The organism is Amycolatopsis roodepoortensis (genome assembly GCF_014873915.1).
Classification (GTDB): domain Bacteria; phylum Actinomycetota; class Actinomycetes; order Mycobacteriales; family Pseudonocardiaceae; genus Amycolatopsis; species Amycolatopsis roodepoortensis.
Genome location: NZ_JADBEJ010000005.1, coordinates 1413910 through 1436760 on the forward strand (window position 1 = coordinate 1413910; position 22851 = coordinate 1436760).

A 22851-nucleotide genomic window follows, 5' to 3' on the forward strand; every position below is an offset into this window, starting at 1 on the left:
CCATGTGCCACCTAGGCCGTCTCCTCTTCCTCCTCCGGCTCGTCCGACGGTCGCGTGAACAACCGCGTCGCCGAGAGCCGCGCGACGCCGTCCGGCTCGCCGAGTGCGTCGGTCGCGTTCCGGATCGTCGCGTCGACGGACAGATACTTGCGCCCCGCGCGCAGGTCCGCGTCGTTGCGCAGCCGCACGATCAGCGGGAACTCGCTCAGCGCGCCGGCGTCGAACAGACCGGTGGTGTAGATCAGCTGGACGCCCAGCGCCTCCGCGACCGCACGCTGCAGTTCCAGCAGGTAGCCCGCCGACGCGCGGCCGATCGGGTTGTCGAGGAACAGCACGCCGGAATGCCGGTTGCGGGCCTTGCCGCGGTTGTTCGCCCGCAGCGCCGCCAGGGTGCAGTACAGGATGATCGCCGCGGTCAGCTGCTGCCCGCCGGAGAACACGTCCCGGATTTCGGAGACCCGCTGGCGTTCGGTCCGCAGCACGGAGTCCGGCTTCAGCATGTCGACCCGGAAACCCTTGGGAGCGGCGGCTTGCACTCCGCGGAGCACGAGGGACAGCCCGTCCCGCTTGACATCCCGGCCGTCGGAGGTCTTCCCCACCGCGGCCTCGTCGACGACCTCGCCCAGTTTCTCGGCGAGCACGTTCTCCTCGAGTTCGGTGAAGCGGATCCGCAGGAACTCCTGGCCCGACCAGTCGCCGAGACCGTCCGGCAGCCGCGAAACCCGTTGCGCCGCACGGAGAGTGCGCAGCGCACCGTCGACCATGCCCTGCAGGCGGGTGATGATGCCGCCGCGGTGCCGGTCGATCTGCGCGAGATCGTCGGTGAGCGTACGCAGCCGGGGCCGCAGCGCCTCCGCCCATTCCGCGGCGTGGGCGGGCAGCTGATCGCGGCGGACCGAGATCACCTGCTGCCGCACCGGCGTGCTGAGCTTCTCGAACCGCTTGTCCGTGGCGTACTGCGCCAGCTGGTCGGCCGCGGCCCGCACCCGGCGGTCGCCCGCGTCGGCGGCGTCCTGCGCCTCGGTGAGCGAGGTGTTGAGCCGGGAGTGCTTGGCACGCGCGGATTCGACGTCACCCTCGAAGGCCGCCACTTCGTCCTCTTTGGACAATAAGTGCGCCATGGATTCGGCCAGCAGCCCGAAGCCGGACGCGGAGGTCTTCGCGGACTCCAACGTCGCTTCGGCGGCGGCGCGGCGCTCCTGGAGTTCTTCCCATTTCCGCGCGGCGGCGGACACTTCGAGACTCGCCTCGTCGATCAGCTCCAGGCCGTGCTCGATGTCCTTCGGCCGTGCGTCGGAAGCGATCGCGGACGGCTGTTCCGGCAGCTGACCCAGTTCCGCCTTGCGGGTCGCGACGAGCCCGACGATCTCGGTGCGCTCTTCCTCCAGCACCGCGACCGCGCGGTTCGCCCGCGCCTGCGCCGCCGCCCGCGCCGAAGCGTCGGAGCCGTCCGGCGTCTCCAGCAGCACCGAGGCCCGCTCGCGGACGGCGTCGTCCAGCGCCTCCACGGCCGCCCGCGCGGACGCCTCGACACTCTCGGCCTGGTCGAGTTCGGCCCGGAGATCGCTGCCGACCTCAACCTTCGCGTACGCCTCGGAAGCCGACGCGAACGTACGCCGCAACGCGTCCACCGGTTCGGTGGGCACGGGGTCGTTTTCGGTGACGTCACTCGATCCCGGCACCTCGGCCAGTTCCGCTTTCGCGGTCGTCGCCGTGCGCCGGTGCCCGTCCGCGGTGCGCTGCTCCTCGCCGGCCTGCTCACGTAGCCGGGACGCCTTCGCCGCGGCTTCGGACGCCGTCGTTTCGGCCCGTTCGGCGGTCTCGGTCGCGCGTTCGACGTCGTCCGTCCACTCGGGAATCTTCGCCGCCCGCGCGGCGAGCGTTTCGAGCCCGCGGGCCCGCTCCCCCGCTTCGGCCGAAACCGCGCGCAGCTCGGGAACCCGTTCCCGGAGCCCTGCCGCCTTCTCGCCGAGGCGCTGGAACTCCTTTTCCGCCTGTTCCAACGCGGTCTGCGCGGTTTCGTGCGCGGTGCGCGCGTTCTGGAGCTGCTCGGCCAGTGTCGCGATGCTGCCGGGCGGATAGTCCTCTCGCCACGTTTTGAGCTTCCACGACAGGGCGCTGTCGTCGGCCAGCGACGTCGCCAGCGCTTCCAGCCGTCGCTGACGTTCCGCGTGCCGCAGCGCGATGGCTTCGCGCTCGGCGTCGGCGGCCTCCTCGTCGTACATCGCCGGGTTGGGCGGCACGAGGAATTCGATCTCGGCCTCGTCCGGCAGACGGTCGGTCGTGGTGGCCTCGGTCGTCGCGACCGGGATGATCGTGGTGGGCAGCAGACGCCGCTCCGCCAGCACCTTCTCGGCGAGCCGCACCTGCTCCGGCTCGTTGAGCAGGATCCCCGAGACGAGCTGGGGTGCGCGCGCCAGCACGGCCGCCCGCCGCTTCTTGTCCAAAGTGGACAGGTAGCGCCAGCCGGACCACGCGTTCATCCCGGCGGCTTCCAGCGCGTCCAAAGCGGCCTGGACCTCTTCGGTGGCGGGCAGGAGGCCGCCCGAGCCGAGCGCGTTCAGCGCGCGCTCGTCGACCGATTCCTCCATCCGCAGCGCGGTCTGTTCCTTCTCCGCGGCCGAACCCGCCTCGCGAAGCCGCTCCAGCAACACCGGAAGGTCCGTCTCCAGCGTGACGTCGTCCGCGCCGAGGAGTTCGCTCAGCCGCGGTTCGACGGCGAGCGCGTCGGTACGCCGGTTGGCCCGGTCGAGTTCCTCGGCCGCGCGTTCCAGCCGGTCCTTTGTGGACCCCGCGAGCCGGTGCGCGTCGTTCACGGTGGCCTGCGCGGACCGCAGATCCTCGGCGACGCGTTCGAGTTCCTGTTCACGCCGGACGAGTTCCGCGGCGGTCGCCTCGGCCTCGGCCCTGGCCGCGCGCGCCGCTTCGGCGACGTCGGCACCGGCCTTGAGCGCGCCGGACCGGACGGTTTCCGCGATCTCCTCACGGATTTCGGCGATCCGCGCGCCCAGCCCCCTGGCCTCCGCGCGGCGCGAGGCCGCGAGATTCGCCGACTCGTCGCGTTCCGCCTGGGCCTTTTCCGCCTCGGCACGCAGGGCGCCGACGTGGGCTTCGGCCTTCGCCGCCTGCTCGGTGGCGTTCTTGGCCAGCGCCAGCAGGCCCCGTGCGAGCGCGCCCGCGGCGGCGTTGCGCGCCTGCAGCGCGGGCTGCGCCTTCTGCTCGCGATTCCCGACCAGTTCCCGGAAATCGCGGGCCTTGCGGGAGGCGTTGAGGTGATTGAGCACGGTGGCGCATTCACGCCACGCTTCGGCGGCGGTCTTGGCCTCGGCCAGTTCGCCGTCGATCCGCTTCTTGCTCTCCTGCGCCTCGTCGAGCCGCAGTTTCCCGACCAGGCGGCGGAGTTCGGTGACCCCGGCGGTGAGCCGGCGGTGGTCGCCCTCGGCCAGTTTCTCCGCGGACTTCACCTCGTCGACGTGCTGTTCGAGCCCGCTCAGCCGCTCGTTCTCCAGCTTGTCGCGCGCGGCGACCTGACCGGCCAGCGTCCGCATTTCGGCGCGGGCCGCGTCGGCGAGCTTCCGTGACGCGGCGGCGACGCCTTCTTCTTCCGCCAGCGGCGTGAGCAGATCGAGGGCACCGGCGACGAAATCGCGCTCCGACAGCAGATCCCCGCGCTGAGCGAGGTTGTGCGCGTACGTCGCGACGACCTCGGCGAGATCCTTCGGCTCCTCCTCCGAAAGCACCGCGCGCAACAGGAACTCGACGAACGCCTCGTCGGTGCTGAACGCGAAGGCGTCCGCCGCCTCGCCCTCACCTGCGTTCATCGCGCGCTGATACCGGAAGAGTTCGGTGTCGAGGCCGAGGCCGTCGAGCCGGGACGTCCATTCGTGGTGACGCCGGGTCCAGAACAGCTCCAGTTCCGGCTCGCCGCCGTGCACCTTGTCGAGCTGGTCGTGGAAGCCGGACATCGTCAGCAGCCTGCCGTCCGACGTCAGCGGCAGCGAGTCCAGATCGAGCGAGGGGGTCGGCCGGAAGCAGTACCAGGAATCGACGAGGTTCTCCGAGTCGGCCGACACGACGTGCCCGCGCCATTCCGACACCTTGCCGGTGATCACCCGGTGGCCGGTCTCGACCTGCAGCCACTCCAGCACGACGTGCGAGACGTCCTTGGCGGCGACGAACTTTTCCAGCACCTTGGTGTTCGTCGTGCCGACGACCTGGCGGCGGCCGGGCAGCATGACCGAGAAGATCAGCTTGATCAGGACGGATTTACCGCCGCCGTTCTCCAGGAACAGCACGCTCGCCGGCGACGGCCGCCGCGGCGGCCCCTCCCCCGCGAGGTGGATCCCGGCGCTGAACAGCGCGTCCTGTTTGGGGGCGGTGATGGCCGCGCCGACGCCGCTGAAGTCCAGCACGACGTCCTGGTACCGCGCGCCCGCCGGGCCCACCGAGTGCAGGCGAACCCGCGAAAGCTCGTACATCGACTCCCCTTGGTTAAAGCGTGTCCGACGCGGCCGCGCGCAAGGTCCCGCCGCCGTTGGCGACCGAGACCACGTTCAGTTCCAGCAGGTCGTCGAAGGCCGCGTCGGCGGCGAGTTCGCGTACCTGCACCTGATAGCGCGGTGTCGTCCGGTAGGTCCCGCCCTGTTCCCCGCTGACCTGGACGAGGAAGCCTTGATCGGCGAGGAAGCGCAGGGCGCGCGCGACCATGCCGCGCGTGGTGTCCGACGCCAGCCTGCCGTCCTTGGTCGCCGCCGCCGCCGGACGCCGGGCATAGGCGCGCCAGGCTTGTTCGAGTTCGGGCGCGTCGGCCAGCGGGTCGTTGTTCGCCTCCGCCTCCGCCGCGCGCTCGTCGAGGATCCGGCAGGCCTCGCGCACCATCGCGTCCACCTGCTCGACGCTGACGCGGCCGATGTAGGTGTCGTTCGCGAGATCGTCCGGGCGCGGGTAGCCGAGCGCGGCGGTGGCGAGGTGGACGAGACCGTGCAGGACCTTCTCGGTCTCCCGGCGTTCGCGGATCTTGCTCTGCCGCGCGTAGCTGTCCATCTTGATCTCGAAGACGGACTCGTCGGTCGCCGCCAACACGGCACCGGCCTGGAGGTTGACCTCCAGCACCATCAGCCCGAGCCCGGCCGCGACCGCGTGCGTGAGCTGTTTGAACGCCCTGTCCTCGCCGTAGCGCCGGACGAGGTCGCCGTACACGACGTCCCGCGACGGGAGCTGCTTCGGGCGCATGCCGAAGGAAACCAGCCTGGCCGCGGATTCGACGTCCCCGGTTGTCGTCACGCGACCTCCTCCTCTTCTTCATGGCGATCGACCGTGGCCGACGAAAGCAGCAGATCCGCTCCGCCGAACTCCGGGTCTTCGAGCAGCGTGCCGTCGTCGACGGCCAGCAGCACCTGGCGCTCCCCCTGCCGAAGCGCCGCGCCGACCTCGGGACTGTAGGCGTGCACCGCCCGCAGGGCGACCAGGGCAGGCAGCCCGGGGTCGATCCGGCGGGCCTCTTCGAGCAGCCCGGACAGCCGCCGCGGCACCTCCGGCAGGTCGAGCAGGTCGTCGGCGAGGCGCCATTGCTCGTCACCGAACCGGTCGGTGACCTCGGCGGGCATGAGTTCGGGTTCGGGGATCTCGCCGACGAGCTGGTCGCGTTCGGGGGCGGGCCGCAGCAGCAGCGACACCAGCGAGGACAGCGACGGCACGGTCGGCGGCGAGATCCCGGCACCGGCGTGGAAGAACGATTCGGCCGGCGCGACGGCTTCGGCGATCGGCAGGCCCAGCGTCGGCATCAGGAGCTGGCCGAACAGGTCGATCGTCGCGCGCTGCGGCGGCCCGGAGAACTGCTGGCGGTCCTGTTCGGCACGGAACACCGCGCCCGCGTCGGCCAGCCGTGACTGGAGCCGCGTGTGGCGGCGGATGCAGTCGCTGACGATGTCGACGAGTTCGGCCGCGCGGCGTTTGCGGTCGAGGTCCTCGGTCTCGTCCCGCGACGCGGTGATGTTCTTGAGGATCGCGTTCTCGGCGCGGAACCGGGACTCGATATGGGACAGCGCCTGGTCCAGCAGGTCCGGGACCTCGCGCTCCCAGTCGACCGCGCGCACGTCGCGCCGGGTGGCGTCGAGTTTGGCGCGCAGGGTCTCGCCGTACTGGACCGTCCGGTAGCGGGCCTGTTCCGCCGCGAGCTTCGCGTCGGCGAGGCGGCCGCGGTTGATCAGGTTCTCCAGTTTGACCTCGGCCGCGATCTGGGCGGACTCGACGTCGGTGTCCAGCGCGCCGACGAGCACGTTGATCGCCTCGTCGGTGGCGCGCAGGTAGACCTCGCCGTCGGGCGCGGCCAGCTCGACGAGCAGTTTGAAGTCGAACTGGCGGCGCTGGTAGCCCCCGCCGGGGCCGATGGAGCCGTAGACGCGGCGGAACCCGCGATCGGTGGTGCCGACGTTGATCAGGTTGTCGAGGACCCAGCGGGCGACCTTGGCGTGCTCGTCGGGTGTCCGGCCGGGCGCCTGGAGCGCCACGAACGGCAGCAGCCGCGCGATCACCTGGTCGTGGTCGGCGCCGGTGTCGAAGTCCATCGAGACGGTGACCTGGTCGATCGTGTGCAGGGCGATCTCGGCCATCTGGTAGATCGTGGCGTCCGCCCAGTCCAGCTTCGCCTTGCGCGCGTCGAGGTCGTGCAAGGGCGCTGTGCAGGCCAGCGCCTTGAGGCGGCGGGTCAGCCCCTCGTCGGCCAGCCCCATCCCGGTCAGCTCGTCGTCTCGCACAGCAGGCCAGGCTAGTCGCCGCCCCTCCCACCCCGCACGGGTGACCGGGGTGCCCGGCGCTCGGGGCGCCGGTAGCGTCTGGTTCATGCGTGAAATGAGCCGTGACGAATGGTGGGAGTTCGCGAGCGAGGGCACCCGGACGGGCATGCTCGGCCTTGTCCGCGCCAACGGGGCGCCGATCGTGACGCCGGTGTGGTTCCTGCTGAACGAGGGGCCGGACGGGGACGAGCTGATCTTCACCACCGGCACGGACACCCTCAAGGGGAAGGCGCTGCGCCGCGATCCGCGGCTTTCGCTGGCCGTCGACGACCAGAAGCCGCCGTACTCGTACGTGCAGTTCACCGCCGAAGCCGTGTTGCACAGTGATCTCGACGAGATGCTCGAATGGGCGACCAGGCTCGGTGGGCGGTACATGGGCGAGGACAAGGCCGAGGCCTACGGCAAGCGGAACGCCGTCCCGGAGGAGTCGTTGGTGCGGGCGCGGATCACGAAGGTGATCGCGCGGGCGGACATCGCCGGCTGACGCCTTTCGTTCGCGCGTGAAGGCCCCCTTCCCTCGGCTGAGCCGAGGGAAGGGGGCCTTCACGCGCGTCGGGTGGGGCTGCTGCTGTGGCTGGGTGTGGTCGCAGGCTTGAGGATGTCGCGAAAGCCACTTTCGGGACATCAGGCGTCCTGAAAGTGGCTTTCGCGACACCTGCGCTCGGTGCGTGGGCCAGCGCCTTACCGGACGTTGCGAAAGTGGCTTCGCAACGTTGAAGGTTGCGAAAGTGGCTTTCGCAACCCGCCGGCGCCGCGGCCGCGTCCCATTGGCCGCGACATCTCTTCTCGCGCGTTTAGTCCTCTGGATGCGGTCCTTGCACACGCAAGTACCGCATCCAGAGGACTAAACGCATTCGGGGGTGTGACTCTCCGTGTTGATGTTGGTCAAGTATTGACACGAAGCACCCGCTGGTGTGTGATCTGAACCATAGATAGGAAAGTTTCCTAACTAAAACTCCACGTCCCCCGCCGGGCTCGCCCGGTCCGCCGTTGCACCTCCCGAACCCCGACTTCACGCATGGAGGCTCCAGTGGCACCCCGACCACCGTGGCGCGCGCTGCTCACGTGTGCCGCCGCGACGACGATGACCTTCGCCGTCCTGCCGGCCCTGCCCGCAAGCGCGGCACCGACCGAGCACGAATCCGAAGCCGCGACGATCTCCCAAGGCGCCGTCGAAAAGAACCACGCGGGCTATTCCGGCACCGGGTTCGTGAACTTCGACAACGTCGCCGGCAGCTACGTCGAGTACACGGTGAACGCCGCCCAGGCCGGAACCCAGACGCTGACCTTCCGCTACGCCAACGGAACCACGATCGACCGGCCGGTGTCCCTCAGCGTCAACGGCACCGCCGCCGGGACACTCTCCTTCCCCGGCACCGGGGCATGGGCCACCTGGAAGACCGTCACCAAGGACGTCACCCTGGCCGCGGGGGCCAACAAGATCCGCACCACCGCGACGACCGCGAACGGCGGGCCCAACGCGGACAAGCTCACCGCGAGCGGGGTGCTCGACGCCGAAGCGCCGACCCCGCCGAAGAACCTGGCCGCCAAGGACATCAAGGCCCGCAGCGCCACCTTCACCTGGGAGGCCGCGACCGACAACGTCGGCGTGGTCCGCTACGACGTCATGCGCGGCGGCAACGTCCTCAAGAGCGTCGACGGGAACACGCTCACCACAACCGTCGACACCCTGCAGCCGAACACGGCCTACGACATCTCGGTCGGCGCCTTCGACGCGGCCGGAAACCCTTCGCAGCAAAGCAATGTCGTCCAGTTCACGACGCCGCCCAGCGGGGACACCACCCCGCCGACCGTGCCGGGGAACCTCCGCTCGACGTCGGTCACGGCGAACAGCGTCTCACTGGCGTGGAACGCTTCCACGGACAACAGCGGCACCATCGCCGGTTACGACGTGTACCAGGGCACCACGAAGGTCGCGACGACGCCTTCGCTCGAAGCGACGGTGACCGGCCTGACGGCGAACACGTCGTACACCTTCACGGTGAAGGCGCGTGACCTCGACGGCAACGCCTCGGCCGCGAGCAACGCGGTGACCGCGAAGACCAGCGGCGCCGCGGGCGGCGGAATTCCCGAGTACGACAAGGACATCACGAAGGCGGACCTCGCCTGGTCGGTCGACTTCCTGCCGGACGGCACGGCGCTGGCGACCGAACGCGACCGGTTCGAGATCCTGCGGATCACGCCGTCGGGCGAGAAGACCACGGTCGGCAAGGTGCCCGGCGCGGTCGGCACCAACGGCGAGGGCGGCCTGCTCGGTATCGCGATCTCGCCGAACTACGCCACCGATCACGCGATCTACCTGTATCACACGGCGTCCGGCGACAACCGGATCGTGAAGATGACCTACGAGAACGGAAAGCTGTCGTCGTCCTCGACGCCGGTGCTCACCGGGATCGCCAAGAACCGTTACCACAACGGCGGAAGGTTGCGCTTCGGCCCGGACGGCAAGCTCTACGCCACCGTCGGCGACGGGCAGAACAAGGACACGGCGCAGAACAAGGGCTCGCTCAACGGGAAGATCCTGCGGGTCAACCCCGACGGATCGGCTCCGAGCGACAACCCGTTCTTCTCCACCGGCGGCAACGCCCGCTACGTGTGGAGCTTCGGGCACCGCAACCCGCAGGGCCTGGCGTGGGACTCCCGCGGCCAGCTATGGGCTTCGGAGTTCGGTGACGGCAAACTGGACGAGCTCAACCTGATCCAGAAGGGCGGCAACTTCGGCTGGCCCCAGTGCGAGGGCACCAGCGGCTCCTGCGGTGGCACGGTAGCGCCGAAGAAGACCTGGGCGACCAGTTCCGGCGGCCCGAGCGGAATCGAGATCGTCAACGACTGGATCTACGTCGCCGCCGTCACCAGCGAGCAGCTCTTCGCCACCCAGATCAACGCGGCGGGCAACGGCGTCGGCCCGGTGCAGTCGCTGTTCTCCGGCCGCTGGGGCAGGCTCCGCTCGGTCACCAAGACCCCGGACGGCGGCCTGTGGGTCACCTCGACCAACGCGGACAAGAACGGCGGCACCCCGAGCGGGATCGACAACGTCGTGGTCCGGCTGAAGTTCCCCGGCGCCTCGCAGCCGGGAGCGTTCCAGCTGACCAGTTCCGCGTTCGCCGACAACGCGTCGATCCCGGACAAGTTCACCTGCGCCGGTGACGGCACCGCCGGCCAGGACACGTCCCCGCCGCTGGCGTGGGGCGCCGGGACCACCGGCGCGAAGGGATACGCGATCGTCTTCGCCGACGTTGCCAACAACGGCAACAAACTGCACTGGGCGATCTGGGACATCCCGGGGTCCACAGTGTCACTGCCCGAGGGCCTGGGAGCGGGCTACACCGTCCCGAACCAGAACGGCGCCAAGCAGAAGGCCATGGGCAGCGGGGCGAACTCGCAGAAGTACTTCGGCCCTTGCCCCGGCGGCTCCAGCCATCCCTACACCTTCACGCTCTACGCGCTGAAGTCGGCGACGGTGCCGGGCTTGTCCTCGTCCTCGACGATGGCGCAGATCGAGACGGCGATCAAGAACGCCTCGACGGCCAACGTCAAGCTACGCGGCAAATCCAGCGCCGCGTCCTGAGCACGGCCGGGGTGTCCGGAGCGGCGCCGGGCACCCCGACCGTATCCAGTGTGAGCTGGAGGAAAGCCACTCCGTCCGGGATCTCCCGGCGGGGTGGTTTTTCGTTCACCAGCCGAACAGGTTCCGCATGATCCGCCCGCACCGTTCGGTCATCGCCGCGGCGTCCTGGTCCGGCTGATCGATCCACCAGCTGATCAGCGAATCGACCACGCCGGTCCACACCTGCGCGATCGCCTCGATGTCGCGATCGTCGTCAAGGCCCCGCGAGTGCATCAGCTGGGCGGCGCCGACCAGCGCGAACCCGTCGAGCCGGTAGCGGTAGTCGATCGCGACGCCGGCGATCTCACCCGTCGAAGGCACCGTCGGGTCGCGGAGCAGCTTCCAGGCGTAACGGTCGTTGTCGAACGTCTCGAAGATGGCCGAAAGCACCGCGAGCGGCATCCGTTCCGGCGGCTCGCCCTCCGCCGCCATCGTCTCGGCGACGCCCTCGGTCAGCCTGTCCCCCGCCCGGTGCAGGCAGGCGAGGTACAGCCCGTCCTTCGAGCCGAAGTACTGGTACAGCAAGGGTTTCGTGACGCCGACCCGGCGGGCGATCTCCACCATCGACGCCCCGGCGTACCCGTTCCTGCCGAACTCCTCCGTCCCGGCGCGCACGATCTGGGTCTCCCGCTCTTCGCGGGGCACCCCCTTCGTGCCGACGGCCCTTGCTTCTGTCACGGCGATTATCTTACCCTGAGGTAAGTGACCCTTGGGTAAGTTACCTTATGGTCAGATAACGGGGGCGGACGAGGGAGAGGTGCGGTGGCGGATTTTCTTGCCCATCTGAGTGACCCGGTGCTGATGGCGACACCGGTGTTCCTGCTGTTCGTCGCGATCGAGATCCTCGCGCTGCACGTGCTGGGCCACGACGACAACGTCATCGGCTACAGCGTCAAGGACACCCGCACGAGCATGTCCATGGGCGCGGTGGCGGTGGTGATCAACGGCGTCTTCCGCATCGCCATGCTGTTCGTGTTCGCCGCGCTCCACGAGCTCGCGCCGGTGAAGTTCAGCCCGCACGACTGGTGGACCTGGGTACTGATGCTGCTGGGCCAGGAGATCGTCTTCTACGCCTACCACCGGGCGAGCCACCGCGTCCGGCTGATGTGGGCCGGCCACCAGGTGCACCATTCGAGCGAGCACTACAACTTCTCGACGGCGTTGCGGCAGAAGTGGACCCCGTACTTCCAGCTGCCGTTCTGGTCGATCCTCGCGCTGGGGGGCATCCCGCCGTGGATGATCCTCACCGGCCTGTCGATCGACCTCGTGTACCAGTTCTTCGTGCACACCGAGAAGATCCGGAAGCTGCCGCGCTGGTTCGAGTACGTGTTCAACACGCCTTCACACCATCGTGTGCACCACGGCAGCGATCAGGAGTACCTCGACGCGAACTACGGCGGCATCCTCATCATCTGGGACCGGATGTTCGGCAGTTTCGTGCCGGAGGGCAAACGCCCGACGTACGGGCTGACCAAGAACGTCGACTCCTACAACCTGCTCAAGGTCGGTTTCCACGAATACGGCTCGATCCTGCGCGACGTCCGCGCGGCGGGGTCGTGGCGGGACAAACTCGGCTACGTGTTCGGTCCGCCGGGCTGGCAGCCCAAGGAGGCGCTAAGCACTCCTGCGCAAAGCGGGTGAGTTCTCCGGGCGGATCTCCGGCGGCAGGCTCTCCAGCGGCGGCCGCTGGGTGAGCGCCACGTCGGTGAGCACGAGTTCCCGCTCGACGGCTTCCCCCGCGCCACGCCGGAATTGGGCGAGCGACGTCGACGGGGGCGCCGCGGAGATCACCCGGCCACCGCGTTCCAGCCGGTCCATCAGGCTCAGCATGATCTGGGCGGACATCCGGCCGAGTGCCTGCGTGCTCTGGTGGCGGTGCGTCCGGTGGCCGAGGTCGACCTGCGCGAGCGCGTCGAGCCCGTGCAGTTCGAGCAGGTCGATCAGATGGCCGACCTCGACGCCGTAATGCGTGACGAACGGGATGCCTTCGAGCACTTCGCGCCGTCCCGCGTACTCGCCGGCGAGCGGCTGGACGAAACCGGCCAGCTCCGGCCAGTACATGTTGAGCAGCGGCCGGGCGACGAGTTCGGTGACGCGGCCGCCGCCGTCGGGTTCGACGCCCGCCGTCCCGGCGAGCGGACGGTGGTAGAAGCCTTTGACGTAGGCGATCCCCGGGTCGGTCAGCAGCGGTCCGAGCAGTCCGGTCACGTAGTCCGCGGTGAAGTCGCGGAGATCGCCGTCGACGAAGACTACGAGGTCGCCGGTGGTCTCGGCGACACCCTTCCAGAGCGCTTCTCCCTTGCCCGCCAGGCTTTCCAGTTCCGGGAACACCGCGTCCTGCGCGACGACGTCCGCTCCGGCCGCCCTGGCGACCACGGCTGTCGCGTCCGTGGAATGGCTGTCCACCACCAGGATCTCGTCCACCAGGGGGAACCGTTCGACGAGCTCGCGCCGGATGGTGCCGACGATCGCGCCCACCGTCTCCTCTTCGTCGCGGGCCGGGATCACCACCGAAACCCGGGTCCCGCGTTTGGCGGCGACCAGCTCCGCCGCCCACCAGTCACCCGCCCGGCTGCTGCGCCGCGCGAGCCATGTGCCGACCTCCGCCGATACCCGCATGGCTCCACCCTTCCGTCGAAGATCACCTCTCCGGCGATCTTCGAGTGCGGCTGTTTCCATCGGTCGTCACCGCGGAAACCGCCGCGTTACGCCTGCCCGCCGCGGGTTAACGCCTGAGAGAGGACCTCGCCGGTGCGACGCTTCGCGAGGTAGAACGCCGCCTCGTGCGGTTTCGCCCCGTTGTCGACCGTGTAACCGCTGTCCAGGACACCGTCGGCGCCGGGGAACAGCCCGCTGAGATCCGGCCGCGCGGCGACGAGATCGTCACGGTCGGCCAGGTTCACCCAGCGCGCGACGCCGGGCGGGACGGACGGCGGCTGCGGACGGGTCCGTTCGTAGACCACGGTGCGCAGGCCCAGCGGCGAGCCGAGGGTGAGCAGCAGCGGCAGCGGACGGCCGTGCCGATGGGCGGCCTCGTAGGCGACGACCGAACCGAGCGAATGCCCGACGATCACCTCGGTCTCCGGTCCGATGTGCTCGGCGACGCGCTCCTGCACGCGTTCCCGGATCGTGTCATCGGTGAGGTACAGCGTCACCTGTTTGAGCGCCTTGACCATCACGCGTTCGGCGAACGCGACTCCGAGCCTCGCGAACGGCTTCAACCGCACCAGCGCGTTCAGCACCGGACGGGCCGCCGCGCGCACGCCTTGCGTCTCCCCCACCGGACCGCCGAGCAGGTCCAGTTCGGCCTTCGCCCGGTTCCGGTCCGACTCGCGGGACGCCGACGAAGCCGCGTTCCGGAGCCATTCCGCCGCCAGGGTCTCGGCGAGCGCCCACTCGTCCGCGGTGAGTTCGTCCGCGCCGCCCTGCTGGCCGTCCTTGCGGAACAGGTCACCGTAGAAGGCCATCCGCGCGTCACCGGGCCGGGCGTCGCGCCACACGGCGTCGGCCAGCGCGGAGTCACCGGCGAGGCGGACACCGCCCGCCAGGCTGGGCAGCCATTCGGCCTCGAGGGTGTCCGCGGACTTCTGTTCCTGGGCGATGCCGTGCACCAGAACGATCCGAGCCATGGCGCACAGTATCGCGGGCCGCCCTTGCCGGTGACCGTCCGATGAGACAAAGTGATCTCCGTGGGAGAGCGGAGGTCGTTGGTGGTCGCGTCGCAATGCGACTCGCTGAACCTTCTCTCGTTCCTCCCCGACGCGGGGCATCAGGTGTCGACGGCCCTGCTCGACCCCGCGATCGGCGGCTGCGTGCCCGCGCTCGGAGACGGCCGCGGCCTGCTCGTCGACCCGACCATGGTCGAGCTGGACGACGCGCTCGTGGAGGCCTTCGAGCGCGCGTCGGACGACGAGGCGACGCTCTTCCTCTCGCTCGTCGGCCACGGCGAATACGCCGACGACGACTTCTACTTCCTCACCAAGGACACCGGCCTCCCGGTGGACAGCCGCCGGTCGTTCCTGTTCGCCCAGCGCATCAAGGAGCTGCTCGGCCGGTACTCGATGCTCGACGGGCTGGTGATCCTGCTCGACACCTGTCACGCCGGCATCGGCGCGAGGCAGGCGGGCCAACGCTGGCTGAGGATCGTCGGCGAAGCGGGTAAACGCTTCGACCTGCTCACCGCCTCGGACGACCGCGTCGCGGCCAACGGGTGTTTCAGCCGGTCGCTGGTCTCGGTGCTGCGGTCGGGGCACACGGAGTTCGGCGAACGCGTCCGGTGCGCGGATCTCAAACGGGTGATCACCGGCCTGTGCCCGATGCAGACCGCCATCCACCTCGGTTTCGACGGCACCCGCGAGGTGGCCGAGGCCGATCAAGGGCTGTGGCTCGCGCTGAACTCCTCCCCCGCTTGGCGGCGTTCGCCGCTGGCGGGTAACCCCGCCGCGCCCACGATCGAACGGCTGACCGCGAACTATCAGCCGGATCCGAAACTCGGCGAGACCGTCGGGCGTCTGCTCACCGGCGCCCGGCTGGTCGCGATCACGGGTGAAGCCGGCGCGGGGAAGTCGACCATGCTGGCCGCGCTCGCCCGGCCGTCGGTGGCGGGATCCTATGTGCCGCCCGACTTCCTGCACGGCGTCCTCTTCGCGAACCGCGGTGACACGGCGGAGCGGCTCGCGCGGGAACTGGCCCGCCAGCTGCGGCGCACCGTGCCCGGTTTCGCCGAAGCCGAGCAGGCGCACGGGGCCGGGCTCGACGACGCCGCCCGCAGCGGGGCGAGCGTCTTCGACCTGGCGCTGCTCGGTCCGCTTCGGACGCTCGCTCCACAGTGGACCGGAGCACCGGTGCGGATCGCGATCGACGGGCTCGACGACCTCGACCCGGACGTCGGGGAACGGGTGTGCGGGCTGATCCGGAGCCTGTCGACGGAAGCGGGCTTGGAACCGGTGACGACGGTCGTGGCGACGCGGAATCCGGCGCGCCTTCCGGCCGCGGCCGAAGTTCGCCTGGAGATGGCCGGCGGCTTCGAGCCGCCCGGCGGCTGGGGGCAGCCGTCCGTCGACCCGGTTCCCGTGGCGCGGGAACCGGCGGACAGCGGCGGTTGGGGCGGCTACGACACCGGCTCGCCCACTTCACCGAGGATCACCCCGGCCACGCTGATCATCGACGTCCCCGGTCAGGCGCCCGCGCACCACGACCTGTCCTTCGGGCTCACGACACTCGGCCGCAGCAGGAACGCCGCGATCCGGCTCGGGGACTCGCGGGTGTCCCGGCTGCACTGCAAGATCCGCTGGGACGGCACGAACGCGTGGCTGACCGACCTGGATTCCGCCAACGGCACCTTCGTCAACGGACAGCGGATGCCGGCCGCCACGCTGGCGCATGGTGACGTGCTCCGGCTCGGCGATTCGACGGTCACCTTCATCAGCGTCGCGCGGGCGGACGAGGAGGCCGACGTCGAGCAGGGCACCGGTGCGGTGGCCTCGCCGCGGCCGGGGCAAGCCGTCCTGCTGCAGCTGCTGGGTCTCGCCGCGACCCGCGGGCCCATCCCGATCTCGATCCTCACCGCGGCGAGCGCGGCGGCGGGTGGCCCGGATCGGCGGGTCCACGTCCGCGACTTCCTGGCCGGGCTCGGTGACTCGGTCAGCCGGACGCGAGCGGGCTTGGCCGACGAAACCGTCCTGTGGACCGGAGAGGCACCTGTTCTCTTCCCCGACGCGGCGACCCGGCTGCACGCCCGGCTGGCGGCGGCGACCTCGGAGGTGGCACTCGTGATCGGAGACGACGAGCCGACGCTGGAACAGGCCTACGCGGCGGCCAACGAGGCCGAGCATTTCTGGCTCGCAGGACTCCATGAAGACGCTCTCGCCGCACTTGAGCGCAGGACGTCGCACATTCCCGTCGAGAACCGGGAACGCTGGGCGGCCTGGGCGCGCCGCGCGGAACGGGAACTCGGCGGGACCGACCGGATCACGCTGCGCTGCAAGGCACGGCACGCGACGTGGACCGGCAAGGCCGGCGACGCGGCCGCGGCACTCGCCCGGTTCGAGGAACTGCTGCCGATCGCCACGGCCACCCTGTCGAGTGGCGACGAAGAGGTCTTGAGCATTCGCCACAACATCGGATACCTCCTTATGGAACTCGGCCGCTTCGAAGAGTCCCGGTCGGCGTTCGAAGCCCTTGTCGGGGACGCAACGCACGCTCTCGGAGCCGATCATCGCGAGACGCTGCACGCCCGGCACCTACTCGCGGTGGCGACAGGCAAGACCGGGAACGGGGCGGAGTCCCTCCGCCTCTCCCGGGAGCTGCTGCCGCGGGCGAAACAGGCGCTGGGCGACGGCGAGATCGTCGGCCACGTGCGGCACAACATCGCGTTCTGGAGCGCCGAAATCGAGCACCCCCCCCCGTCGTTTCGGAGTATCGACAGCTCCTCGGCGAAGCGACGGGACGGCTGAATGAGCGGCATCCCGACGTCCTCGACCTCCGGTTCGGGCTCGCGCTCGCCCTGGCCAAGGCCGGCCAGATCACCGAGGCGCTCTCGACCTGGGACAAGCTACTCAGCCACTCCGTCGAGGTCCGCGGCGAACGGCACGACGAAACCCGGAAGATCCGCGAGCAGCTCGAGTACTGGGGTACGCGGGAGTGAGCGGTGAGCGCACTGCGGATCGCGCTCCTGACCTACCGCGGGAACCCGCGCAGCGGCGGGCAGGGCGTGTACGTCCGGCATCTGAGCCGCGAACTCGCCGCGCTGGGGCATCGCGTCGAGGTGCTGTCCGGGCCGCCCTATCCGGAGGTGGATGAGGGCGTGCGGCTGACGAAGATCCCCGGGCTCGACCTGTTCGCGGAGCCGAATCCCTTCCGGACACCACGGCCGAAGGAGCTACGTGATCTGCCGTCGTGGGTGGAATTCCTCGGCATGCGGCGCGGCGGCTTCCCCGAACCGCTCGCGTTCTCCCTGCGTGCCGTGCGGCATCTCGCGAAGCGCCGAGGCGAATTCGACCTCGTCCACGACAACCAGGGGCTCGGCTACGGCATGCTCCACTGTGGACTGCCGACGATCGCCACCGTCCACCATCCGATCGCCGTGGACCGGACGTTGAAGCTCGCCACCGTCACCGGACGGGAGGCGGCACGGGTCGCGCGGTGGTACGGGTTCGTGGGAATGCAGCACCGCGTCGCGCGGCGGTTGCCGACGCTGACGGTGTCCCAGGCGTCCCGCGCGGCCATCGGCCGGGAGATGGGCGTTCCGGACGACCGGATCCACGTCGTTCCGCTCGCGGCCGACATCAGGGTTTTCCGGCCGCGACCGGAGATCCCGAGGGTCCCGGGCCGTGTCGTGGCCACCGCCAGCGCCGACGAACCGTTGAAGGGGCTCGAACACCTCCTGTCGGCGTGGGAACGGATCGAGGGCGAACTGGTGATCGTCGGCAAACCGAAACCGGATGGCCCGGCGGCGCGGGCACTCGCCCGGCTCGGTCCCGGCGCCGGCGTCCGGTTCGTCAGCGGGCTGACCGACGACGAACTCGCACGGTTGCTGTGTTCGGCCGAAATCGCTTGTATCCCTTCGCTGTTCGAGGGGTTCTCGCTGCCGGCCGCCGAGGCGATGGCCTGCGGGACGCCGGTCGTCGCGACGACGGGCGGGGCGCTTCCCGAGGTCGTCGGCGACGCGGGGATCCTGGTGCCGCCGGGCGATGTCCCGGCGCTCGCGGAAGCGCTCACCAAGGTCCTCGGTGACGAACACCTGCGCGCCGACCTCGCGGCCCGGGGCCTGGAGACGGCCGGGGCGCTGAGCTGGCAGCGCACCGCCGAGGAGACCGCGGCGTACTACCGGAGGGTCCTCGGCCGGGAGCGTGCCGGATGCTGACCGTCGACTTCGACCGGTTCCCCGTCGGCCCCGGCGACCGCGTGCTCGATCTCGGCTGCGGCGACGGCCGCCACGCCTACGAGGCGTACAAACGTGGCGCGGACGTGGTCGCCGCCGATCTCGACGACATCGCGCTCAAACACGTGCGGGACATGTTCGCCAACCTGGCGGAGGCGGGCGAGGCCCCCACCACCGCTTCGGCGCTGGCCGTCCGCGCGGACGCCCTCCGGCTTCCGTTCCCGAGCGGTTCGTTCACCCGGGTGATCGTGGCCGAGACGCTGGAGCACATCCACGCCGATCGGACGGTGCTCGCGGAGGCGAGCCGCGTCCTGGCGCCCGGCGGCAGGCTCGTGGCGACCGTGCCGCGCTGGTGGCCGGAGCGGATCTGCTGGCTGCTCTCGGACGCGTATCACGAGGTCGAAGGCGGGCACATCCGGATCTACCGCCGCCGCGAACTGCTCGGCAAGCTCAGGGAAGCCGGGCTGTCGACGACCGGCGGCCATCACGCGCACGCCCTGCACTCGCCGTACTGGTGGCTCAAATGCGCCGTCGGTCCCGACGAAGAGCATCGGCTCTGCGCGCTGTACCACCGGTTCCTGGTCTGGGACATCATGCGGAGCCCCCGGCCGGTGCGGTTCGCCGAGTGGGCGCTGAACCCCGTGCTCGGCAAGAGCCTCGTCGTCTACGCGCGCAAACCGTGAAGGCCACCGCCGCCGGCATCGCGGCCGTGCAGCGGCCCGACGGCGGGATCCCCTGGGAGACCGGCGGGCACCTCGATCCCTGGAACCATCTCGAAGCCGCCATGGGGCTGGACGTCGCCGAGTTCGGGGCAGAGGCCGAAGCAGCGTACGACTGGCTCGCCCGGAGCCAGCGTCCCGACGGATCTTGGGCGGCTCGGTACCGCGACGGTGGAATCGACTTGTCCACTATGGACACGAACTTCACCGCCTACGTCGCGGTCGGGACCCGGCACCATTTCCTGCTGACCGGGGATCGCGCCTGGCTGGACCGGATGTGGCCCGTCGTGGACAGGGCCGTCGACGCCGTCCTTCGGCGGCAGCAGCCGTCGGGCGCCATCCCCTGGCGCGACGACCCCGGAATCCGGCTGGTCACGGGATGCAGCAGCATCCACCACGCGCTGACGCAGGCACTGGCGCTCGCGTCCACGATGGGGCTCGACCGTCCACATTGGCTGGACGCGGCGCACCGGCTGCGGGCGGCCCTGGTCGGCCAGCCGCGGCTGTTCGCGGCGAAACCACACGCGATGGACTGGTACTACCCGGTTCTGGGCTCCGTGGTGACCGGCGCCGAAGCCTCGGCGCGGCTGGCGGCGGGCTGGGACCGGTTCGTCGTGCCCGGGCTGGGGGTGCGCTGCGTACACCACGAACCGTGGGTCACCGGCGGGGAGACCGCCGAACTGGCGCTGACCCTCGCCGCCCGCGGCGACCGGGCCCGCGCGGCCGAACTCCTCGCGTGCCTCACCCGGCTCCGGCTCGACGACGGCTCGTACTGGACCGGCTATCAGTTCGTGGACGAGGAATTCTGGCCGGACGAGCGCACCACGTGGACCTCGGGCGCCGTGCTCCTGGCGACCGCCGCCCTCGATGGCGACCCGGCGACGTGCGAGGTCTTTGGCGAGCAACCTCGTGAGTGGTAAGGACGGTTAGAACCGTCCTTACCACTCACGAGAGGTGACGTCAGGCCTCGTCTTCCTCCAGCATGTCCGGGGTGACCGCGGATTCGGTGTCCGGAATGCCCTGTTCCTTCGCCTTCTTGTCGGCCATCGCCAGCAGGCGGCGGATCCGGCCGGCGACGGCGTCCTTCGTCATCTGCGGATCGGAAAGCTGGCCCAGCTCTTCGAGCGAGGCCTGCCGGTTCGACAGGCGCAGCTTGCCCGCGGCGAGCAGGTGCTCCGGCGCGGATTCGCCGAGAATGTCCAGCGCGCGCTCCACCCTGGCCGCCGCCGCGACGGCCGCGCGGGCCGAACGCCGCAGGTTCGCGTCGTCGAAGTTCGCCAGCCGGTTCGCTGTGGCGCGCACCTCGCGGCGCATCCGCCGCTCTTCCCAGGCGAGCACGCTCGTGTGCGCGCCGAGCCGGGTGAGCAGCGCGCCGATGGCGTCACCGTCACGCACGACGACCCGGTCCGCGCCGCGGACCTCGCGCGACTTGGCCTGGATGCCCATCCGCCGGGCGGCGCCGACGAGCGCCAGCGCGGCTTCGGGGCCGGGGCAGGTGACTTCGAGCGACGACGACCGCCCGGGTTCGGTGAGCGACCCGTGCGCCAGGAACGCGCCGCGCCAGGCGGCTTCCGCGTCGGCGACACCGCCGGACACGACGGCGGCGGGCAGCCCGCGCACCGGACGGCCGCGCTGATCGATCAGACCGGTCTGCCGGGCGAGCCCCTCGCCGTCCTTGACCACCCGGACGACGTACCGCGTGCCCTTGCGCAATCCGCTGGAGGAGATGACGTGGACGTCGGACTGGTGCCCGTACAGTTCGTGGATCTCCTTGCGCAGCCGCCTCGCCACCGAACCGGTGTCGAGTTCGGCCTCCACCACGACGCGGCCGGCCACGATGTGCAGCCCGCCCGCGAATCGCAGCATCGACGCGACCTCCGCGCGGCGCGGGCCGATCTTGGTGATCTCCAGCCGGCTCAGCTCGTCCTTCACGGCGGCGGTCATCGCCATCGCTGCCCCTCCATACCTTCAGCTCCTCCCCCGGTGAGACTCCAGAGCGTCTCGCATACAGCCCGCGAGCGCATCAGGATCATGCCGCCCCGTCACGACCGGGTCAGCCACCGCCCCCAGCAACGCCCGCGCGCCCAGTCTCCCGGCCGCGTCCCGCAACCGGGCTGGTGAGGGCACCGAGTCCCGGTCCGCGATGACCGCGTCCACCCGCAACTCCGGGGCGTGTTCGAACAGTACGTCCAAATGCTTTTCCGGCGAGAACCCCGCCGTCTCCCCCGGTTGGGGGATCAGGTTGAGGATCACGACCTTCGTGGCGTCCGTCCGGAGCAACGCGTCGTGCAGATCCGGTACCAGCAGATGGGGCAGCACACTGGTGAACCACGACCCCGGGCCGAGGAACACCACGTCCGCGCCGAGCACCGCCTCGATCGCCTCGGCGCAGCCGCGCGGCGGCCGATCGGCCTGCCCGGCCGGGTGGAGGCTGATCCGGTGGACCTGCCCCGGCGTCGTCGCCACCGCCACCTGACCGCGGATCCGCCGGACAGCGTCGGGATTCTCGGCGTCCAGCCCCGAAACCTCGCCCTGAATCTCCAGCGGTTCGGGTGACATCGGCAGGACGCGGCCGGAGATGCCCATGAGCCTGCTCGCCTCGTCGAGCGCGGCGACCGGATCCCCGAGCACCTCGAACAACCCGGCCAGCAACAGGTTCCCGACCGCGTGCCCGGCGAGCGCGCCGTCGCCGCCGAAGCGGTGCTGGAACACCTCCGCCCACAGGGTCCCGCCGTCTTCTGCGGCGAACGCGGCGAAGGCCTGCCGCAGGTCGCCCGGCGGCAGCAGCCCGAGCTCCCGGCGCAGTCTGCCGGACGAGCCCCCGTCGTCCGCGACGGTGACCACGGCGGTGACCTGCGAGGTCACCCGGCGCAACGCGGTGAGGGTGGCGTGCAGGCCGTGCCCGCCACCCAGTGCGACCGCGCGCGGTTCACTCGCGGCCAAGGTCGCGGTGCACCACCTTCACGGCCATACCGTCCTCATTGGACAGACGCTGGGCGAGCTCCTCGGAGATGGCGACACTGCGGTGCTTCCCGCCCGTGCAGCCGACGGCCAGCGTCAGGTACCGCTTGCCCTCGCGCTTGTAACCCGCGCCGATCAGGCGCAGCAGCTGGTGGTAGCGGTCGAGGAACTCGTCCGCGCCTTCCTGGCTGAGCACGTAGTTGCGGACCTCGCCTTCGAGACCGGTGTGGTCGCGCAGTTCCGGGATCCAGAACGGGTTCGGCAGGAAGCGGACGTCCATCACCAGGTCGGCGTCCATCGGAAGGCCGTACTTGTAGCCGAACGAGAGCACAGTGACGCGGGTCTGCGTGCTCGCTTCGGAACCGAAGGCGTCCTCTATCTTGGCGCGCAGGTCGTGCACCGAAAGCGACGACGTGTCGAGCACGAGGTCGGCCTCTTCCCGCAGCGGCTCCAGGAGCGTGCGCTCCGCGGTGATGCCGTCGGCGAGCCTGCCGTCACCCTGCATCGGGTGACCGCGGCGGACGGCCTCGAACCGGCGCACCAGCACCGCGTCCGTGGCCTCCAGGAACAGGACGCGCGGCTTGTAGCCGCGGGCGTCGAGGTCCTTGATGACCGAAGCCAGGTCGTCGGTGAACGCGCGCGAGCGCACGTCCATCACGACGGCGACCTTGGTGATCGCGCCCCGCGCCTGCGCGCCGAGCTCGACCATGGTGGCGATCAGCTCGGGGGGCAGGTTGTCCACCACGAACCAGCCCAGATCCTCCAGGCATTTCGCGGCGGTGCTGCGGCCGGCGCCGGACAGACCGGAAACGACCGCGACCTCCATCCCCGAACCGCGGCCTTCTTCTTGCGCACTCACGATGGTCC

The 22851-nt window shown here is 70.3% G+C and carries 16 protein-coding genes; 7 read left to right on the forward strand and 9 right to left on the reverse strand.

Annotated features, from left to right (window positions below; all coding sequences use genetic code 11):
- Nucleotides 1–11 precede the first annotated feature (11 nt).
- The 3 genes from H4W30_RS25950 to H4W30_RS25960 are packed head-to-tail and all read right to left on the reverse strand — an operon-like array spanning nt 12 to nt 6731.
- Nucleotides 12–4478 carry a hypothetical protein gene (locus H4W30_RS25950; protein ID WP_192745237.1) on the reverse strand — a complete coding sequence of 1489 codons (4467 nt, stop codon included), beginning with the start codon at nt 4476–4478 and terminating at the stop codon, nt 12–14.
- Between the two features lie 13 nt (nt 4479–4491).
- Nucleotides 4492–5232 carry a hypothetical protein gene (locus H4W30_RS25955; protein ID WP_046199931.1) on the reverse strand — a complete coding sequence of 247 codons (741 nt, stop codon included), beginning with the start codon at nt 5230–5232 and terminating at the stop codon, nt 4492–4494.
- A 47-nt stretch (nt 5233–5279) separates the two neighbouring features.
- Nucleotides 5280–6731 carry a hypothetical protein gene (locus H4W30_RS25960; protein WP_126731938.1) on the reverse strand — a complete coding sequence of 484 codons (1452 nt, stop codon included), beginning with the start codon at nt 6729–6731 and terminating at the stop codon, nt 5280–5282.
- A 109-nt stretch (nt 6732–6840) separates the two neighbouring features.
- On the opposite strand from H4W30_RS25960, the gene H4W30_RS25965 reads away from it, so the two are divergent.
- Nucleotides 6841–7278: a PPOX class F420-dependent oxidoreductase gene (locus H4W30_RS25965; protein WP_192745238.1), complete on the forward strand. Its 438-nt coding sequence runs from the start codon at nt 6841–6843 to the stop codon at nt 7276–7278.
- Nucleotides 7279–7878: 600 nt separating this feature from the next.
- Nucleotides 7879–10383 carry a PQQ-dependent sugar dehydrogenase gene (locus H4W30_RS25970; protein ID WP_192746824.1) on the forward strand — a complete coding sequence of 835 codons (2505 nt, stop codon included), beginning with the start codon at nt 7879–7881 and terminating at the stop codon, nt 10381–10383.
- A gap of 105 nt (nt 10384–10488) precedes the next feature.
- On the opposite strand, the gene H4W30_RS25975 is transcribed toward H4W30_RS25970, so the two are convergent.
- On the reverse strand, nt 10489–11100 hold the full coding sequence (locus tag H4W30_RS25975; RefSeq protein ID WP_318780673.1) for a TetR/AcrR family transcriptional regulator: 612 nt from the start codon (nt 11098–11100) through the stop codon (nt 10489–10491).
- An 84-nt stretch (nt 11101–11184) separates the two neighbouring features.
- On the opposite strand from H4W30_RS25975, the gene H4W30_RS25980 reads away from it, so the two are divergent.
- On the forward strand, nt 11185–12063 hold the full coding sequence (locus tag H4W30_RS25980) for a sterol desaturase family protein (protein ID WP_192745239.1): 879 nt from the start codon (nt 11185–11187) through the stop codon (nt 12061–12063).
- Here the strand turns inward: H4W30_RS25980 and H4W30_RS25985 are convergent.
- Nucleotides 12037–13041, reverse strand: a complete 1005-nt coding sequence (locus tag H4W30_RS25985; protein ID WP_192745240.1) for a glucosyl-3-phosphoglycerate synthase — start codon at nt 13039–13041, stop codon at nt 12037–12039. The genes H4W30_RS25980 and H4W30_RS25985 overlap by 27 nt on opposite strands.
- A gap of 86 nt (nt 13042–13127) precedes the next feature.
- Nucleotides 13128–14051: an alpha/beta hydrolase family protein gene (locus H4W30_RS25990; protein ID WP_192745241.1), complete on the reverse strand. Its 924-nt coding sequence runs from the start codon at nt 14049–14051 to the stop codon at nt 13128–13130.
- A 51-nt stretch (nt 14052–14102) separates the two neighbouring features.
- Here H4W30_RS25990 and H4W30_RS25995 point away from each other — a divergent pair, with 51 nt between their 5' ends.
- The 4 genes from H4W30_RS25995 to H4W30_RS26010 all read left to right on the forward strand — a co-directional run bounded on the left by H4W30_RS25995 (nt 14103) and on the right by H4W30_RS26010 (nt 19943).
- Nucleotides 14103–16877: an FHA domain-containing protein gene (locus tag H4W30_RS25995; protein WP_318780674.1), complete on the forward strand. Its 2775-nt coding sequence runs from the start codon at nt 14103–14105 to the stop codon at nt 16875–16877.
- Nucleotides 16878–17071: 194 nt separating this feature from the next.
- Complete coding sequence (locus tag H4W30_RS26000) at nt 17072–18286, forward strand: glycosyltransferase family 4 protein (protein ID WP_318780675.1); 1215 nt, start codon at nt 17072–17074, stop codon at nt 18284–18286.
- Entirely contained in the window at nt 18280–18987 is a 708-nt protein-coding gene (locus H4W30_RS26005; protein WP_192745242.1) for a class I SAM-dependent methyltransferase, read from the forward strand. The genes H4W30_RS26000 and H4W30_RS26005 overlap by 7 nt, the downstream gene beginning before the upstream one ends.
- Nucleotides 18984–19943, forward strand: a complete 960-nt coding sequence (locus H4W30_RS26010) for a prenyltransferase/squalene oxidase repeat-containing protein (protein WP_318780676.1) — start codon at nt 18984–18986, stop codon at nt 19941–19943. Before H4W30_RS26005 ends, H4W30_RS26010 begins: the two co-directional genes overlap by 4 nt.
- A 40-nt stretch (nt 19944–19983) precedes the next feature.
- Here H4W30_RS26010 and whiA read toward each other — a convergent pair whose 3' ends face one another.
- The 3 genes from whiA to rapZ are packed head-to-tail and all read right to left on the reverse strand — an operon-like array spanning nt 19984 to nt 22810.
- The gene (gene whiA / locus H4W30_RS26015) at nt 19984–20973 is read right to left on the reverse strand and encodes a DNA-binding protein WhiA (RefSeq protein ID WP_005152315.1); all 990 of its coding nucleotides are present in this window, start codon (nt 20971–20973) and stop codon (nt 19984–19986) included.
- 18 nt (nt 20974–20991) lie between these two features.
- Nucleotides 20992–21966 carry a gluconeogenesis factor YvcK family protein gene (locus H4W30_RS26020; RefSeq protein WP_192745244.1) on the reverse strand — a complete coding sequence of 325 codons (975 nt, stop codon included), beginning with the start codon at nt 21964–21966 and terminating at the stop codon, nt 20992–20994.
- A complete protein-coding gene (gene rapZ / locus H4W30_RS26025) occupies nt 21953–22810 on the reverse strand; it encodes an RNase adapter RapZ (RefSeq protein WP_034311885.1) in 858 nt (285 codons plus the stop codon). Before rapZ ends, H4W30_RS26020 begins: the two co-directional genes overlap by 14 nt.
- Nucleotides 22811–22851: the final 41 nt, after the last annotated feature.